Source organism: Paenibacillus sp. ATY16, from assembly GCF_003399985.2.
Classification (GTDB): Bacteria; Bacillota; Bacilli; order Paenibacillales; family Paenibacillaceae; genus Pristimantibacillus; species Pristimantibacillus glycanilyticus.
This window is the reverse complement of record NZ_NMOK02000004.1, coordinates 348,240-365,280: the sequence shown is the minus strand read 5'-3', so window position 1 is coordinate 365,280 and position 17,041 is coordinate 348,240. Positions and strand designations below refer to the sequence as shown.

Sequence of the window (17,041 nt, the reverse complement as noted above, 5' to 3'; positions counted from 1 at the left end):
AGATTCCATATGTAAAATAATCCTATTGCTGTGCACCTTCAGGAGGAATACCGTTTGTCTATCAAGACCAAGCTGGCCTGGTTCATATCGCTTACCGTCATTGTCATCCTAAGCCTAAACTTATCGATTTACTACTTCTCCACCTCTTCCCAGCTGCAAAGGGACGCCGAGCAGCAAATGGTGGGCATCGCCAAGCAGATTGGCGAAACCCTTGACGCCGCGCAAAGATCCAAGCAGCTGATCGAGGATTCCGTCGGCGAGAAGCTTCGGCTCGCTTCCATCTCCGCGCAAGGCAAGCTGGGTCCCGATATCAATAAGATTACGAACGGGCAGCTCGTCATGCTGAGCCAGGAGCTGGGCGTGGACTATATTACGCTCTGGGCAAAGGACGGGGACGACATCACCGCTCAGAAGTCCTCCAATCCCAAGGCGATTGGGGCAAGCTCCAAAGCGCTGGGTTATTGGTATACCGCCTTCAGCCAGCTGTTCGAAATGCGCCAGGTCATCATTCCCCAAGGACAGAAGCTGAATCATTTCTGGTCTCCGCCGATTACGATCATTCCTTCCGATTTGAATGACGTCAATAAATTGGGCTTTTATTATAATGACAAAACCAACTACCTGATCAATCCGATTGTCCATGCCGGTGCATTCTTTAATCTGGAGAACTTGAAGAGCAGCGATGCCATTGCACAGCAGATCATTGCGGATAACCCTTCCATTCTTGAAATTTCCGGGTTCAGTCCGGCCTTTTATAAAGATCCCCAAGTTATTTTAATGAAGGATAACGTACCTCCCTACAAGCTGGATAACAAGAGCATGATATTCGGCCGGTACAATTACGTCGATCTCCATGATTACACCAATCTGATGAAAGCCGATCAGACCGGGGCGATTGTCACGACAAAAGCAAAAATTCATGGCCATAAAGTGTTGAAGAGCTTTATCCCGATGTCGGGCACAAGCAAATCCGTCATTGTCGTGAACATCAATTATGCAGCCATCAAGCAGCCCTTGTACCACCAGCTGTTTATTCAAATTCTGATCTCGCTTGGCCTGATGGGCGCTGCCGTCGCCTGCAGCTCCTTCATTGCCGGATTCATGATCCGGACATTGGAGATGATTATGCAGCGGGTCCACGATATCTCGCGTGGCAACTTCGGCGAACAGATCGTTATCGACAGCAATAACGAGTTTGGCGCGTTAGCTTCGCAGGTCAACGCCATGAGCTCCAATCTGCACAGTTACCAGACGCAGCTTACCGCTGCGGCCAAGGAGCTCCTCCATACGAAGCAGTATCTGGAGTCCTTCATCAACAATACCTCCGATGCCATTCATGTCGTGGATCTTGAGGGCAGAACGATAGATGCGAACAAGGCCTTTGAGACGATGTTCGGCTGGACGCTGGCGGAGGCTGCCGGACAGAAGCTGCCCATGTTTAAACCCGAGATTTTGACCGAGCTTAGCGAGAAAGGAAAAATCATTCTGAACGGCGGGCAGGTAACGGACTACGAGACCGTTCTGTACCGCAAAGACGGGCAGCCGGTTGAAGTGAGCATTACGTTGTCCGGCATTCGGGACGAACGCGGATATTTTGTCGCTTACGCGTCCATTGCGAGGGATATTGCCGAGCGCAAACGGACGGAGGAAATCATGCGCCGGTCGGAGAAGCTGTCGGTTGTCGGGCAGCTTGCGGCGGGCGTCGCCCATGAAGTCCGCAACCCCCTTACCACCCTGCGCGGCTTCGTTCAGCTGATGCAGAAGGACAGCAGACTGGACAAATCTTATTTGAATATCATGCTTTCGGAGCTAGACCGGATTAACCTCATCGTAAGCGAGTTTCTCGTATTCGCGAAGCCGCAGGCCGATCGTTATCAGGAAGCGGATTTGTATGCGATCATGAATGATATTATCGTTCTGTTGGACTCCGAGGCCAATATTCATAACGTTCAGATGATCACTTGTCTGGAGCCCGGGGTTCCGCCACTTCGATGCGAATCCAACCAGCTTAAGCAGGTGCTTGTGAATGTGATGAAAAACGGCATGGAAGCTATGCCGGACGGCGGCGAGCTGACGCTGGAGCTTGCTCGGGAATCGGAAGAGAACATTCTGATCCGGATCAAGGATCAAGGAGTGGGCATTCCCGAGGAGGACCTTGCGCGGCTCGGCGAGCCTTTCTTCACGCGAAAGACCGAGGGCAACGGCCTCGGCCTTATGATCAGTCAGCAAATTATCCAGCATCATAAAGGAACGATCCGGTACGACAGCAAGCCCGGCGAAGGGACCTGCGTCGAAATCCGCATTCCCTTTCGTTAACCCTCTTCCGGCGGAGACAGCATAATTCTGCCGTTCTCCAGCTGGACCCGCGCCTTGCGGTGATCCTTGAATCCGGCCGCCTCCAAATAGCCATGCGGCACTTGCAGGCGGCCGGCTTTGTCCAGCACGGCATACTCGACATGAGATTCCCTCTCCGCCTCATCCTCCGCCAGCTCGGCAAGCTCCTCCATATACGATTTGCGGCGCAGCATCTCCGAAGAGATTTTGCCGTCCCGGATCGCTACCACGCGGTCCACCTTGCGGGCCAGCTCCGGATCATGGGTTACGATAACGACCGTAAGCCCAAGCTCCCGGTTAAGCGTGCGGAACAACTCCAGAATTTGCGCCGCCATCCTCGTATCGACCGAGCCGGTAGGCTCGTCGGCCAGCAGCAGCCGCGGATGATTGGCCAGCGCGATGGCGATCGCCACCCGCTGCTGCTCCCCGCCGGACAGCTGCTGCAGCTTATGATGGGCGCGGTGGGATAACCCCACCGCTTCGAGAAGCTCGCGCGCCCGCTGCTGCTTGCGGCGGCCGTTCAGCAGAATCGGCAGCTCGACATTTTGCTGCGCGGTCAGGTAGGGAATCAGGTTCCTGGCGTTATTTTGCCAGACGAAGCCTACGCTTTCCCGCTTGTATTTCACGAAGTCCCGTTCCTTGAACTTCATCAGATCCTTGCCGTCCACCGTCAGACTGCCTGCCGTCGGGCGGTCAAGCCCGCCCAGCATATTCAGAAGCGTGGATTTGCCGCTGCCGCTGTTGCCGATAATCGCCATCAGCTCCCCGGCCTCCACATGGAGGTCAAGGCCTTGTAGCGCGAATACTTCCAGTTCGTTTGCCTTGTAAATTTTGACCAAACCTTCGCAATGGATCAACGGTTAATCCTCCCCCAGCTTAATAGCCTGATGGATTTTGAGGCGCGAGAGCATGTAGCCCAGAATAATAAGGCCGATCAGAATGGTTGATCCCACAAAGACGTAGATCCGGATAGAATCAATCGGATCGACCATTACTTTAAACGGCGGTACCAGCTGCTTCGCGTCAAAGGCATTCTGGAACAGAGGAACAAACAAGCGGCTTGCCGTCACCCCCGTGACCAGACCGATCGCAATCGCAGCCCCGGACGTCAGCAGCTGCTCGACCGTCAGCATCCCGATTAATTGGCGCAAGGACAAGCCCATTGCCCGCATAATCCCGTTTTGCAGCATCCGCCCGCGCAGCACCAGCGTCCAATATAGCAGGAAGCCTGCAAAGCTGATGACAAGCGAGATAATAAAGCCAAGCGTTAAGGTGCCGTTAACCGCCATCAGGAACGGATCCGATTTGGCCGTAGTCAGCTTGCTCTTCATGTCGGATATATCAACAATGCTTAGCTTTTTGTCTTCGATATCCCGGTACAAATCGTTTACGCTTGCGCCCGGCTTCATCTTCAGCCATACCTGGTAAGGCTCAAGCGACAAATACGTCTGAATTTGCAGACGGCTGCCCACAATCAGCTTAGGCGCCGGCGTTTCCGCATCCCGCGGGTTCGGATTAAAGGTTGGGAAATAGTCCACCACCCCATATACGACAAACGGCTGCATATCGATGCCATCCCAGCCTACCCAGACCGTATCGCCGGCCTTCAGCTTATTCTCGTCGGCCAAGGTTTTCGAGATCAGCACCGCATTAGGCGCCGCAGCCATCAGATTCAAATAATCATAGAAAGGATAATCCAGCAGACCGTCGCGGAACCAAGCCGTCTGACCGAATTCATCCGTATCGATTCCGACCAGCTTGGCGGAGCCGGAGCCTTCCTCGGTGCTGTAGGATGCATTGTCATGGATCAGTACTTTTGCCGTGCTCTCCACGCCGGCAAGCTGGGTATAAGGCTCGAAAGGCGGCTCCGAATAGTGGATGACCGGCTTCGTCAGCGTGACGGCCGCCTGCTGCTGCTGGGGACCTCCTCCCGGATTTTCGGGCGGCTTGTCGTTTGGCCAGTTCGCCTGAAGGACTACATCCGCCCCGCTTGCATACCGGATCCGGTCTTCGCCGTTATGATTGATGGTGCGGGCGGCGCTTGCGCTAAACATGCCGGTGGCGATCGTCATCATGAGGAAGACCATCAGAAACTGATAACCCGCGCTCGAACGTCCGACCTGAATGAGCGTCGCATACATCGAAGGCGGCCACCATTTGCGCCCGATCCAATAGATTAATCGCAGGAAATAAGGGTATACCCTTAGCAGCAGCATGCCTCCGCCCAAAATAAACAAGGCGGGCACCGCGAACTGCAGCGGATCGATATGCAGCGCTTCATTATCGAGGCCAAGCGTCTGCAGCGTCTTCATCCTCTCGTGGAAAACTTTAAGACCGTACAAAGATACGGCAAGGGCAATCACGTCAAGGAACAGCTTATGCCAAAACGGCGTCTGCCGCATGCGGGCCAGCTGCTGCTTATGCCCGACAATGGTGGTTTTGGTCGCGAAAATGACCGGCACTAGCATGACGATCAGAGCGGTAACCGCTGCCGCTGCCGCATACAAATAGACCTCGCTGTTGAGATGAACGCGGATGCCGGTGCGCTGAACGAAGGACATAAAGCCGTTCGAGGAGCCCAGCACCTTGGTCAAGAACATGCCGAGCGGCGGCCCCGCGGCGACCGCTACCGCGCCAAGCAGCGTATATTCCGCCAGGTAGGACAGCATAATCTGCCAGCGGGCGGCCCCGCGGCTGCGCAGAACGGCAATTTCGGTCTTCTGCCGGTTCGTGATCAGATTCGATACCATAAAGACGTACAGGCCAAGCATCGCAAGCACGGGGACGTTGAGCGACCACATCAGAATGCGCAAATTATCGGAGCTCTTGAAATAACGATCGATAACGTCCACATACTGCGCTTCAAGCGTGTAATGGTAATTGGCTTTCACCTGCGCCTTCAAGGTTTCAGCCGCCTTCAAATACCCGTCAATATTGCGGAGCTCCAGATCCTGATATTTCGGTACGATATGCCAAGCGTTCGAATTGACAAGCAGGCGGTGCGTCTGGATAAACTCCTTGTCCAGCACGTCGCTGTTCATGATAAGCGAGCTTGTGAACCCACCCAAATCAGGGGACAGAAAGAAGAGATCATCATCATCCTTCTTCGTCATGACGCCAACCGGCTTTACACGGACCTCATTTTTATTGAGATCCTCGAAGACAAACACCGTGCCGAGTACCGTACGCAGCGTGTTCAGACCTTTTTCCGTCACGAGCACCTCGTATACGCCGTCGATCGGCTTATCCGCCGGCATCCGACCGTCGATCAGCTTAATATGCTGCTCGAGGTCTTTGACGCTGGTCAAGCTCGTGCGGTATATCTTTTTTTTCTCGCCCGGAGGCGGAGCCTGGTCAAGACTAAGATCAAACGCGGATGTGTATAAGTCGGAGGTCTTCTCGATCAGATCCACCGGGATCATCGGAAGCACTTTGCCCCTAATAAACTGCTCGTTCGCCTGCATCTGCTTGATGCGCTGCTCCGCGTTGTTCACGCCGATATACGTGTATTTCATATTCATCGTGCCCGGATAAGAGCTCAGCTGAGAGGCCTCCAGCTCCTTCACCAGCATGCGGGACAGAATGGCCTCCGTATACGTCGGAATGCTGGAGACTAGGCCTACTGTCAGGACAAGTCCGATCAGAAGGCTGAGCTCCAGCCATTTGTTTTGCGTCATTTTACGCACAATCATGGACAATAAAGCCACAGGAAAGCCTCCACTTCGCGAAAAAAATGAATTAGTTCAGAACGATTGTCTGGCCTTCCTTGAGCCCGCGGACGATTTCCACTTCCGTTGCCGATTGAATGCCTACCTCAACGTCAACTTCCCGCAATGCCTTGCCGTCCAGCACGCGGACAAACGTGCGTCCCAGATAGGAACGCAGTCCGCTCTTCGGAATAAGAACCGCATTCTTATGCTCCGTTAGGACGATGGATACGTTCGCGCTTGAGCCGATCTCCGCCCCCTCCGGAAGCTTGTTTACATTCACGTAAAGCGTGCTGCTGTATTTGGATTTCAGGTCGGGATCGGTTGTCAGCGGGGCGGAGGACGGCGTCTGCACGACCTTGCCGGTCGTTTCGAAATTTTTGCCGGCGGTAATAACCGCATTCATGCCCACCTGGACCTCGCCGATGCTGCCGGCATCCGAAGAACGATAGGAAAACCGCAGCTTTGTCGGGTCTGCCACCCGGACAAGCGTCTGGTACGGCTGCACGAAATCTCCCTCTGCCAGCTCCTCGACAAATATGACCTGACCGTCCATCGTTGCCCGCAGCTTGCTCTGTTCGGCCGTCTGCTCCAGCTTGTCCCGCTTCAGCTGTTCAATTTCCAGCTGCAGCTGGGCGATATGGATCTCTTGCGCATTGCCGCCCTGCTTCGCTTGCTTCAAGGCGTATTCGGCCCGCTCCGCCGCCAGCTTCTGCTCGAGCGTCTGCACGTCCAGACCGTCTACGACAAGCTCGGCCAGCAAATCGCCTTTCTTAACCGTATCGCCGGAGGAAACGTACAGCTTCTTCAGACGTCCGCCCTGCGATTTGAACTGGGCGTATTCGCTTGCCGTCGATTCGAACACGCCTGAGCCTTTTACTTCACGGCGGATATCGCCCGTCTTCACCTCGTCGGTTGAATAATTCTGCTCCGCCGGCTTTACGAGCGGCGGCTTCAGAGGCTCCTCCTCATTCGGGATAAGCGAGCAGCCCGCAAGCAGGGACAAGCTAACGCTCAAGGCTAAAGCTAAACTATAATTTCGCAGCTTCAACAATGGTTCCATCCTCCAGTTCATAGACTTCATCCACAATCTCCATTATGGCCGGGTCATGCGTCGTCATGACGACCGTCATGCCCTCTTCCCGCACAAGATTGCGCAGCACGCTTAATATGTGCAGCCCGGTCCGGCTGTCGAGCTCCGCCGTAGGCTCGTCGGCGAGGAGCAGCTTAGGCTTGTGGGCAATCGCCCGGGCGATTGCCGTCCGCTGCTGCTCGCCCCCGGACATCTCGAAGGGGCGGTGATGCATCCGCGGCTTCAGGCCGACGTAATCAAGCGCCTGCAGGGCCGCTTCCTTCCTCGCCGATGCCGGAACGCCGGCTATACGCATGGCGAATTCCACATTCTCGTAAGCAGACATAAGAGGAAATAACGCGAAGGATTGGAAGATCAGCCCCATCTGCGTCCTGCGGATATCCCCCCGTGCCTTGTCGGACAGCCCGCTAAGCGCAATGCCGTCGAAATTCACGGTCCCTTCCGTGGGCGAATCCAATGCTCCAAGGAGATTTAGCAGCGTTGTTTTGCCCGAACCCGATCTCCCCTTCAAAGCAACCAGGCGTCCGCGCGCAATCGATAGATTAACGCCCTGCAGAACAACCGCAGCGCCGGAACCGCGTCCAAATGTACGCTTGAGCCCATCCACCCGAAGCAAGGTCTGCTCTTCCGCGTAATCCCTGATTTCGCGAGCAGAATCCGTCATTCTCCTCATCCCCTTTTTCTTCAGGCATCCATTATGCCGCTTTTAATGTAACCGCTGTCAAATTTCGTCGTTGACTTGGATTTTACAGGAACTTACAGAAGGTGTAAATGCTATTTTTATAGGGTCGGTAGCAATTATCATATAAACGGTAAGAAAGAGCATACCTCCCGGCATGCTCTTCTCTTCCCCCTATTTGCCTAGTCTCGTGCAATAACGGAAGAACGGCTTCAGATTCGCCTGCTGAAGCAGCGGAACGGCCGCTTCGATCTGCTGCACCTCCCAATCCCACCATTTCACCTGAAGCAGTCTCTCGATGACATCGGGCGGAAAACGATACTTGATGACGCGGGCAGGATTCCCGCCAACGATCGCATAAGGAGGTACGTCCTTCGTTACAAGCGCATGAGTGCCTACAATCGCCCCGTGGCCGATCGTAACGCCGGACAATATCGTGGCGTAATGCCCAATCCACACGTCATTGCCAATCGTGACATTGCCATTGGAATAAGCGCCTTCCGTAAAATACTGCGTCATATACGCGGTAAAAGGGAACGAGCTGATCCATTCGTAATGATGATTGCCTCCCAGAAATATCGTTGCGGTGTTCGATACCGAACAGAACTTGCCAATCGTACCAATCGTATTTTCCGTCCAAGACAGCACGATTGGCGTGCCCATCGTAAACGGCCCGATAAACAGCTTATTGTTAACCTGACGCGGAGGCAGTGCCTCCAAAATCGTCTTCATATTAGTCACTGCTCAATCATCCTCCGAACTATCAACTTGCCTCGCTTAGGAGCAGTATATTCATAGAGCGTTTGCTCCGTACAGGCTACCCGGCAGGCAGCGGCGGATATATGGCGGTTGCCCGCATGCCTTGTTTTGGCGGGACGGTATCAGTATGATGGGAGTATCGGAATTGGTAGGAGAGGAAGATAAGAAAGATGAAATGGAGCGCTATCGAGCAGCTACGTGATCGGGGGCTTGTCCTGCTGGACCGGATGAACGATTTCTCGGAGGAAGATCCATTGTATGCCTTCGCCTTGGACGAGCTGCTGTGCAGAAGCACCGGGAGAGGCGGACCGGCCGTTTGCCATATGTGGCGCCATCCCCGCGCCTTCATCATGGGACTGCGCGACAGCCGCCTGCCGGGAGCCGGCGCGGCCCGTGATTTGCTGGAAACGGCGGGATGGGACACCGCGGTGCGCAATTCCGGCGGAGCCGCCGTTCCGCTGGATGCCGGCGTTGTGAACCTGTCGTTAATCTTGCCGAAAAGCGACGTGCTTGATTTCCACTTTCACGACAACTTCGAGCAGATGTACGAGCTCATTCGGCTGGCGCTGCAAGCATCGGGCAGGCAGGTCGACAAGGGCGAGATCAGAGGCGCTTATTGCCCCGGCGATTTCGACCTCAGCATCGGCGGCTACAAGTTCTGCGGCATTGCCCAGCGGCGCCAAGTCAATGCCGTCATCATTCAAGCCTTTATCGTGGCGGAGGGTTCCGGCGCGGAGCGTGCCCGGCTGGTCCGCTCGTTCTACGATATTGCGGCGGCAGGCGCGGATGCGGCCGACTTCCCCGTCGTGACGGCGGACAGCACCGCCAGCCTGGAGGAGCTTGCCGGGCTTGGGGCGGATGCCTCGCTTGCGTTCGCAGCCGCTGTAAAGCAGGTCATCACGGCCGCCCAGGAAGGCCAGCCCTCTGTTGGCAGCCTAATCCTGCCGACGGCCGAACAGGTCCGCGAAATGGCGGAGACCTTGCATAACCGCTACGCGATATAGCGCTGAAACGGAAATAAGACCCTGCGAGGGTCTTATTTCCGTTTCTATCCTTGGGGAAGCTTAACGATGCGCAGCATCGTTAAGCTCCTCGAAACTTGCCTTTGTCCATTCCTTTACGATGCGCGACATCGTTAAGACCAGGAAAAATTCACTCTTTTACAGCTTTTCGCTCTAATAATTCGAGCTTAACGATACGCCGTATTGTTAAGCCCTCTAAATGTTGTCCCAGCCTACTCCTTAAAGATGCGCGACATCGTTAAGCTTCAACCACATAGACACAATTGCGTATCAGCCCACAATCTCCAGTTCTTCCCCGAGCAGCTCCTTCAGCCTCGGCACGACTGCTGCCTTGAACCGTTGCGGATCTGCAGCGGTTATATACAGTACCGCACCGACATTCTCCTCCGTATAGTTAAGGAAATAACGGTACTCCTCCACACGCTTGTTCTGCTCCGCAATTGCGCAGGTAAACCACCAGTCCGTGAGCTCAAATGCGCGTACGATTTCCTCTTGTGCGTTGACCCGGTACCACAATATATTTTTCAAGTAAACCGGACGTTCGTTAGGCAGCAGCCACACCGTATTCGTATCGGCCAATCGGCTGTTTACGAAAGCTTGCGTGGCCTCACCTTCATCTTCCAGCGTATAAGTCCCATAAACCTCGTACACGGCAGACCCGATTTTGAGCAGCAGCTCTTCATTCAGCTCATCCAGCGGAACTTCCTGGAAGTAAGCCAGCAGCTGGTCCATTACAGCCTGACTCGCCTCCGGGTCGCGTTCCGGTGCATAGTGGCGAAGCAATATCTCCTTCACGGCCGTGCTAATCGTATGGTCCGGGTCAAGGATAGCACCGGCATGAAACGTCTCCGCCGCGTCCATCATCAAGCTCTCTTTATGCGGATCCTTATCCCGGTCCCAATTCGTGTATTGAAGCAGGACTTCCGTATCCGGCTCGCGAAAAGCCAATATAACCTTGGCCATCGTCTCATAAGCCGCTGGCCCATAACCTAATTCATCCCCTTGCTCCAGCCGAAAAGGATGCGAGTCGATCATCAGCTTCAAACGTTTTTCCTCCTTATAACAACAAAAGTGCCGATAAGCGCGTATCGACACTCCTCAGCTTATTAATTTTCCGGCTTATCGCCGATCATCTCGAGCAGCGCGATTGGAATGTTGAACTGCTGATTGTCGATTTGCAGCATGCGGAGCTGCTCCTCGGCATCAATCACGTTGTCTCCCTTAATCTCGCCCATCTCCATGTGCAGACGCTCCATCTGACGGTCAAGAGCCGTTACCGAGTCCGCAGCGGCCTTCAGCTCCTGCAGCAGACCTTCGGGTACCGCGGCATTGTATTTGTAGAATATTTTATGCTCCAGGCTTGCCCAGAAATCCATCGCGATCGTCCGGATCTGCACCTCGATGCACACATGCTCCACGCGGTCGGACAAGAAGACCGGCACCTCGATAAGCATATGCAGGCTTTTGTACCCGTTAGGCTTCGGATTCTTGATATAGTCCTTAACCTCAAGCACCTTCAGGTCTGACTGTCTCTTCAGCATTTCGGAAATAAGATAAATATCTTTAATAAAAGAGCATGTAATGCGCAGACCCGCGATATCCCGGATATTGTTCTTGATGCTTGGCAGCGAAATCTCCAGATTTTTGCGGACCAGCTTATTCATAATGCTCTCCGGGGATTTCAACCGGGATTTGGTATGCTCGATCGGGTTATAGTCATGGAGCATTTGAAATTCCTCTTTTAGAATTTCGATCTTGGTCTCCATTTCATCCAGCGCAAACTTATACGTCATCATAAACCGAGTAATCAGTTGTTTCAGTTGTTGGAACTGCGATACACTGCTAAGAAGATTCATGCTTCTTGCCTCCTGGCTCCGGTCGCCTCTTTGTATGAAGACCGGTAGTATTCCTATTCAGTATAACGCCCGCAAGGCCGTAATCGCAATTTTACAGCCTGCCAACCACGCTCAGCCCTCTTTATTCGCGTAGCATATCCCGTTTTTGCAGCCGTAGGAATAGATCTCCCCTGTATCCGGGTAGGTCATTCCCTTTCTATCGAAATCAGAAGGCTCCACCCCATCAATCCTTTGCTTTAAGAGGTAGGCCATCTCGGCAGACAACGGCACATCCTGCTTCCCCCCGATTGCAAATCCCGACTGACCCTCATAAGCCGTCAAAATCCAGCTGCTTCCGTCGCTCCTCTGTGCTTTGATGACATAGGTAAAAGCTTGTTCCATATTAGTGGACTCCTCATTGGGCTCACCAAACAGGGTTAAAAGACATCCCCTGTATCTAGCTATTTCTTCCGACTCATACGCATAGCCAACAAGCTTTGATGTCCCCATCGTATCCGCATTCACTTTGGTGAAAGTGACATCTTTAATTAGGCTGGCGGAATTTCTTATCTCCTCTTCAACAGCTTGATAATCATTTAGAATATCTGCCTGAATAATCTTCGAGTTGGAGAGTTTAGATTGTTCTTTTCCTAAGTATACGCTTAAAAATAGATAGACCAAGACCCCTACAACAATCAAAAAAAACAGGGATTTTTTTCTGTTCACAGCATACCTCCACCGAACCATTCACATTGATCCCGTACAGCAAAGTACTCAATTACATCCACTCGCCCTTCGCCACGAGGAACACTTTGCCGCCTATCTTAATCTCGAATTCCCCGTTCTTCTTCGAGGCATCAATCAGCAGCAGGGAGTCCCGTCCAACGGAGTAACCTTGCTCTACCCGAAGCTGGATATCGCTTGCGCCAAGCACCTCATGCTCCAGCAGATAACCGGCCAGATTGCCGTTTGCGCTGCCCGTTGCCGGATCCTCGTAATACCCGGTATCATTCACAAACACCCGGACATGAAGGTCGTTAGCCTCATGCACCGTTTCTTCCGTGAACACAAGAAGGTTGGCATCCGCTGTATCCTTGAGGAACTGCCCGAACTTCTGATGATGGATGGAGCAGCGCTTTACCGCGTCCAGCGTCTTCACGGGTACGATAACGGAAGGCAAACCCGTTGAAGCGACCCGGATCGGCAAGTCTGCAGCTAGATCTTCCACGTTGATCTGGAGGATGTCCGCGATAATCGACGGATCAACGCTCTCGCCAAAAGCCGGCTGCTTCTGGGTCATCCACAGGACGGGATTCTCCCCTTCCGCAAACGAGACGGGAATCTGACCCACGCCAAGATTCAACCGCACAGGCTCCTTCCCTTCCTTCTCGTACAGATGCCGGATGACATAGGCCGTCCCTAGCGAAGGATGGCCCGCAAACGGAATTTCCACGTCAGGCGTAAAGATGCGGACGTTATATCCCCCGTCAGCCAACTTGTCCGACATAATAAAGGTAATCTCGGAGTAATTGAACTCCTTCGCAATCAACTGCATTTCGGAAGTCTCAAGCTCTCCGTCCGGCAGCAGCACCGCCAATTGATTCCCCTGATATTTCCGCTCCGCAAACACATCGACCATATAAAACCGCATTCAACTTCCTCCTCCCGAAAAATGAGAAAAGAACGCCTCCGCCTCATGCGCGGACACGCCCTCCTATATACAACCCTATAACCGCTCCATACGGCGTATCGTCTGGTTGACCACCTCTGACAAGACGAGACCAATCGCAATCGTGCCCGAGATCATAAAAGCTTTGACGCCAAGCTGAACCGCGACATCATAGTCGTTCTCCACGACCCTGCGCATCGCATCGTAAGCAATGCCGCCCGGCACAAGCGGTATAATGCCCGCAACGCTAAACACGATAATCGGCGTCTTGTACAGCTTCGCGAACAGCTGGCTGATCACCGCTACGATAATGACGGCAATCAGCGTAGACGGAATCGCCTCCAGTCCCATTTCCGTGCAGGACCGGTACAGCAGCCAGCCTACCATTCCAACAACGCCGCATTGGGGGAGCATCTGTCTAGGCGCGTTAAAAATAAGGCCAAACGCCGCCGATGCAATAAAGCTTGTAACCGCTTGTTCGATCCACAACACTCCCGACATGCCCGTCCCCTCCTCAACCTTAATAAAATGACAGCACCGCCGCTATTCCCGCGCCGATCGCAAACGCCGTCAGAAAGGCTTCTACTCCCTTGGACAGTCCCGACACAAGATGGCCCGCCATCAAGTCCCGGACGGCATTCGTAATATGCAAGCCGGGCACCAGCGGCATAACGGAGCCGATAATGACGGTATCCATATGGAGGGCTAGTCCGCTTTTTACAAGCAGAATCGTTACCCCGCCAAGGATCAGGGAGGCTACAAATTCCGCAAACAGCTTAACCGGCACCAGCCGGTGCAGCAGCACCATGCTCCCGAAGCCTAATCCCCCGGCCAAGACGGCCGACAGAAAGTCATGCCACGGACCGCCGAACATGACGAGGAAGCAGCCGCTCGAGACCGCGGCCACAAGCACCTGCAGCCAGGTCGGATAGGCGAAGGACGACTCGTCGATCTCCGTCAGCAGACGGTGAGCCTCGCCCGCCTCCAGCTTCCCTTGGCTGATGCGCCGCGAAATATCGTTTACAAGCGTGACCTTGCGAAGGTTCGTCGAACGCTCCGAAATGCGAATCAGCCTTGTGGTCGGTACGGAAGCGTCCATCGCGAACAAAATGCCGGTTGGCGTGACGTAGCTCTGCGCATCCGAAATACCGTAAGCAGCGGCGATCCGCACCATGGTATCCTCCACACGGTACGTCTCGCCGCCGTTCTGCAATATGATTTTGCCTGCGAGCAAGCAGGTTTGCGCGATCAGATGATAAGAATTGATCGGCTGCTCCATTACAGTAGAAGTCATGGCTTAATGCTCCTTATGCCAATGTTACGTTGCGGTCGTCACCGGTTGATCCGCGGGAGTCCGCTTCACCAGCGCATGCTTCTCCCACGCCCGGCTCCGCCAGCGGAAGAACATCGCAAAGGCCCGCAGCCATTCATCGGCCGCAATCGCAAGCCAGATACCGGGAAGACCCATATCAAGCTGGAACACGAAGAAGTAACCAAGCGGCAGGCTCATGCCGACCATCGACACCGTACCCGCCCATAACGGGTACTTCGCATCGCCGGAAGCGCGAAGCGAGTTCACGAGAATAATGTTGATTGTGCGGCCCGTCTCCAGAATCACGCTGTAGAGGAGGACGTTCGCTCCCAGCCGGATTATTTCCGGATCGTTCGTGAACATGGTCATCAATTGCTCGCGGAAAATCATCACCACCGCAATCATCACCGCGGTTGATGCGGAAGCCCAGCCCGTGCTGTACCATACCCGGTAATAAGCATCGGTCTGCCGGCCCGCGCCGATCATCCGGCCTACGATAATGGATGTGCCTAATCCAATCGAGAAGGCCATTAAATAAATGAACTGCGAGACATTCGCCGCGTACTGACGGGCGGCAAGCGATTCTTCGCCTAAGAAGGTCGCATAATACAGGAAGACCATCTGGCATCCTTGATACATAACCTGTTCAAGAGCGGACGGAATGCCGATTTTTAATATTTTGCCAATATACGACTTGGATAATGTGAAATAATAACGCAGCTTTACGCGAACTTCCATAATGCGATACAGCATCCAGAAGAAAACGACCAGTGCCAGCGCCCGACTGATGACCGTTGAAACCGCCGCACCGTGAACGCCCATCTGCGGGAATCCGAAATGCCCGAAAATAAGCGCGTAGTTGCCGATCAAATGGACGATATTCATGCCCAGCGATACGAACATCGCTTCCTTCGTGAAGCCATGCACCCGGATAATCGCCGACACGGAGTTAATTAACGCCTGCAGAAAAATAAACCCGCCTACGAAGGACAGATAAGACTTGGCATGCTCCAGCACTTCGCCGTGCAGGTTCAGGCTTTGCAGGATCAGCCCGTTAAAGATAACAAACACGATGCTGAGCAAGAGCCCGACAATCAGGTTCAGCGTAATGCTAAGCGCCGAAATTTTGGCGGCTTCCTTCATCTGCCTCGATCCGATATATTGCGCAACAACGATCGAAGCGCCGTTGCCGATAACCTCGAGCACAAGCAAAGCAATAAACAGATACTGATTGGAGGCGCCCACGCCCGATACCGCATTATCCGAGATTGCGCTCAGCATAAAGGTATCGGCAAGCCCCATCAGCATAAATAACAATAATTCCAGAAATATCGGCCATGTCAGAAATAAGAGATTAAACTCCTTCGATGGCTTCCCCGCCTGTGCGGCCGTCATGATGGCACCTCTTCTTAAGTCAAATTCTTCTACGGCAGCTGCTTCAGCACCATTACGGCCGCACCGGCCGCAACAGCTTCTTCCTTAAGCAAACCTTTCGAGAACAACGGCTTATATTGCGGGTAATAATACGTATGGCTTCTTGCTACCTCCACCGCCGTCTCAAACACGCATTCATGCGCATTAAGAAGTGCTCCCCCCAGAATGACCTTCTCCGGATGCAGCACGTTTATCAAATTCGCTAGTCCGATTCCGAGATAAGCAGCAGCCTGCTTAAATTTCTCCTGCACCATTATATCACCGGCCGATAAGGCATGGAGCAGTTTTTCGAAACTCCAAATTTCGCCGTTGCCGCCATCGCTGCCGCTGCCACGGACTTCCCGGCCATGCGTCAGTGCTCCCGCCATGGCTAGTTCACGCACTTCGTTCTCGATAGCATGAACCGACACAAAGGACTCCAGCGACCCGTTAATCGCGCTGCCAGGCTGCGAGAGGTCGCCGGCCTGGATAATCATCCGGCCAATCGCCCCTTCCATATCGGTTGCTCCGTATACCAGCTGGCCGTTCGACATAACCGCCGAGCGGAGACCGGCGCCCACATGCACATACAGCATATGCTGATAGTACTCGCTTCTCAGCGCCCAATGCTCTCCCACAAGCGCCGTATTCGCGCCGTTATCGAGCAGAACCGGGAACCCCAGCCGTTCCTCGAGCAGCTCGCAGATCGGCAGGTTATGCCAGCCCTGGGCAGGAAAATAAACGGGATCCAGAATAAGACCCCGTTCACGGTCAAGCGGACCTACCGCTCCAACGCCCATTCCGACAATGCTGGAAGGCTGCAGGCCATGCTCATGCAAGAACCGGTCGACGGCCCCCTGCACCCTGGTCAGAAATTCGTCCGGCGTCATGCTCTCATCCATCTTCCAACGTATGGCCGACATCCGGTTCATATGCATGTCGTATAGACCGATGGAGGAGTAGATCCGTGAGATCTCGAGTCCAAACAAATAGCCGTAGGTTGGATTCGTCTCGTAGAGAATGGGTCTTCTCCCGCCGGTAGAGCTGCCGCGCCCATGCTCGCGCAGCTTGTTTCCTTCAATCAACTCATCCAGCAGCCGCGTCATGGAGCTGCTTGGCATCGAGAATTCCTTGATCAGCTCAGCTCGCGATACGACGCCTCGCTGAGCAATGTAGGTATAGACCTGATTGGCCGGTGTCTTGGTAATGGACATAGGA

At 53.9% G+C, this 17,041-nt stretch carries 15 protein-coding genes; 2 read left to right on the top strand and 13 right to left on the bottom strand.

Translation table 11 applies throughout. The features are described 5' to 3' along the window. Positions 1-54 precede the first annotated feature (54 nt). A complete protein-coding gene (locus CFI03_RS04710; protein ID WP_248756633.1) occupies positions 55-2,316 on the top strand; it encodes an ATP-binding protein in 2,262 nt (753 codons plus the stop codon). Here the strand turns inward: CFI03_RS04710 and CFI03_RS04705 are convergent. From CFI03_RS04705 to CFI03_RS30970, 5 genes are all read right to left on the bottom strand, one after another. Then, positions 2,313-3,191, bottom strand: a complete 879-nt coding sequence (locus tag CFI03_RS04705; RefSeq protein ID WP_127496172.1) for an ABC transporter ATP-binding protein — start codon at positions 3,189-3,191, stop codon at positions 2,313-2,315. The two genes, CFI03_RS04710 and CFI03_RS04705, sit on opposite strands and share 4 nt — an antisense overlap. A gap of 3 nt (positions 3,192-3,194) precedes the next feature. Continuing rightward, complete coding sequence (locus CFI03_RS04700; RefSeq protein ID WP_248756632.1) at positions 3,195-6,041, bottom strand: ABC transporter permease; 2,847 nt, start codon at positions 6,039-6,041, stop codon at positions 3,195-3,197. Positions 6,042-6,072: 31 nt separating this feature from the next. Next, positions 6,073-7,095, bottom strand: a complete 1,023-nt coding sequence (locus tag CFI03_RS04695; RefSeq protein ID WP_248756631.1) for an efflux RND transporter periplasmic adaptor subunit — start codon at positions 7,093-7,095, stop codon at positions 6,073-6,075. After that, complete coding sequence (locus tag CFI03_RS04690) at positions 7,073-7,798, bottom strand: ABC transporter ATP-binding protein (protein ID WP_248756630.1); 726 nt, start codon at positions 7,796-7,798, stop codon at positions 7,073-7,075. Before CFI03_RS04690 ends, CFI03_RS04695 begins: the two co-directional genes overlap by 23 nt. A 189-nt stretch (positions 7,799-7,987) precedes the next feature. Beyond that, positions 7,988-8,545 carry a CatB-related O-acetyltransferase gene (locus CFI03_RS30970; protein WP_164775518.1) on the bottom strand — a complete coding sequence of 186 codons (558 nt, stop codon included), beginning with the start codon at positions 8,543-8,545 and terminating at the stop codon, positions 7,988-7,990. Positions 8,546-8,742: 197 nt separating this feature from the next. On the opposite strand from CFI03_RS30970, the gene CFI03_RS04680 reads away from it, so the two are divergent. After that, positions 8,743-9,576, top strand: coding sequence for a lipoyl protein ligase domain-containing protein (locus tag CFI03_RS04680; RefSeq protein WP_248756629.1), 834 nt, complete (start codon positions 8,743-8,745; stop codon positions 9,574-9,576). A 288-nt stretch (positions 9,577-9,864) separates the two neighbouring features. On the opposite strand, the gene CFI03_RS04675 is transcribed toward CFI03_RS04680, so the two are convergent. The 8 genes from CFI03_RS04675 to CFI03_RS04640 all read right to left on the bottom strand — a co-directional run bounded on the left by CFI03_RS04675 (position 9,865) and on the right by CFI03_RS04640 (position 17,037). Continuing rightward, positions 9,865-10,638, bottom strand: a complete 774-nt coding sequence (locus tag CFI03_RS04675) for a hypothetical protein (protein WP_248756628.1) — start codon at positions 10,636-10,638, stop codon at positions 9,865-9,867. 62 nt (positions 10,639-10,700) lie between these two features. Then, a complete protein-coding gene (locus tag CFI03_RS04670; protein WP_201002641.1) occupies positions 10,701-11,450 on the bottom strand; it encodes a GTP pyrophosphokinase in 750 nt (249 codons plus the stop codon). Between the two features lie 111 nt (positions 11,451-11,561). After that, on the bottom strand, positions 11,562-12,155 hold the full coding sequence (locus CFI03_RS04665; RefSeq protein WP_248756627.1) for a hypothetical protein: 594 nt from the start codon (positions 12,153-12,155) through the stop codon (positions 11,562-11,564). A 52-nt stretch (positions 12,156-12,207) separates the two neighbouring features. After that, positions 12,208-13,080 (bottom strand): PhzF family phenazine biosynthesis protein, encoded by an 873-nt coding sequence (locus tag CFI03_RS04660; protein WP_248756626.1) that lies wholly within the window; start codon positions 13,078-13,080, stop codon positions 12,208-12,210. 75 nt (positions 13,081-13,155) lie between these two features. Next, entirely contained in the window at positions 13,156-13,599 is a 444-nt protein-coding gene (locus tag CFI03_RS04655) for a threonine/serine exporter family protein (RefSeq protein ID WP_127496180.1), read from the bottom strand. A gap of 19 nt (positions 13,600-13,618) precedes the next feature. Beyond that, positions 13,619-14,392 carry a threonine/serine exporter family protein gene (locus CFI03_RS04650; RefSeq protein WP_248756625.1) on the bottom strand — a complete coding sequence of 258 codons (774 nt, stop codon included), beginning with the start codon at positions 14,390-14,392 and terminating at the stop codon, positions 13,619-13,621. Between the two features lie 24 nt (positions 14,393-14,416). Next, on the bottom strand, positions 14,417-15,805 hold the full coding sequence (locus CFI03_RS04645; protein ID WP_248756624.1) for an MATE family efflux transporter: 1,389 nt from the start codon (positions 15,803-15,805) through the stop codon (positions 14,417-14,419). Between the two features lie 29 nt (positions 15,806-15,834). Beyond that, on the bottom strand, positions 15,835-17,037 hold the full coding sequence (locus tag CFI03_RS04640) for an ROK family protein (RefSeq protein WP_248756623.1): 1,203 nt from the start codon (positions 17,035-17,037) through the stop codon (positions 15,835-15,837). Between the last annotated feature and the right edge of the window lie 4 nt (positions 17,038-17,041).

What these genes read in the sequence shown, in the direction of transcription:
- CFI03_RS04640 (WP_248756623.1), bottom strand. Translation starts at nt 17,037, where the DNA reads ATGTCCATTACCAAGACACCGGCCAATCAGGTCTATACCTACATTGCT.
- CFI03_RS04680 (WP_248756629.1), top strand. Translation starts at nt 8,743, where the DNA reads ATGAAATGGAGCGCTATCGAGCAGCTACGTGATCGGGGGCTTGTCCTG.
- CFI03_RS04645 (WP_248756624.1), bottom strand. Translation starts at nt 15,805, where the DNA reads ATGACGGCCGCACAGGCGGGGAAGCCATCGAAGGAGTTTAATCTCTTA.
- CFI03_RS04670 (WP_201002641.1), bottom strand. Translation starts at nt 11,450, where the DNA reads ATGAATCTTCTTAGCAGTGTATCGCAGTTCCAACAACTGAAACAACTG.
- CFI03_RS04655 (WP_127496180.1), bottom strand. Translation starts at nt 13,599, where the DNA reads ATGTCGGGAGTGTTGTGGATCGAACAAGCGGTTACAAGCTTTATTGCA.
- CFI03_RS30970 (WP_164775518.1), bottom strand. Translation starts at nt 8,545, where the DNA reads ATGAAGACGATTTTGGAGGCACTGCCTCCGCGTCAGGTTAACAATAAG.
- CFI03_RS04660 (WP_248756626.1), bottom strand. Translation starts at nt 13,080, where the DNA reads ATGCGGTTTTATATGGTCGATGTGTTTGCGGAGCGGAAATATCAGGGG.
- CFI03_RS04690 (WP_248756630.1), bottom strand. Translation starts at nt 7,798, where the DNA reads ATGACGGATTCTGCTCGCGAAATCAGGGATTACGCGGAAGAGCAGACC.
- CFI03_RS04650 (WP_248756625.1), bottom strand. Translation starts at nt 14,392, where the DNA reads ATGACTTCTACTGTAATGGAGCAGCCGATCAATTCTTATCATCTGATC.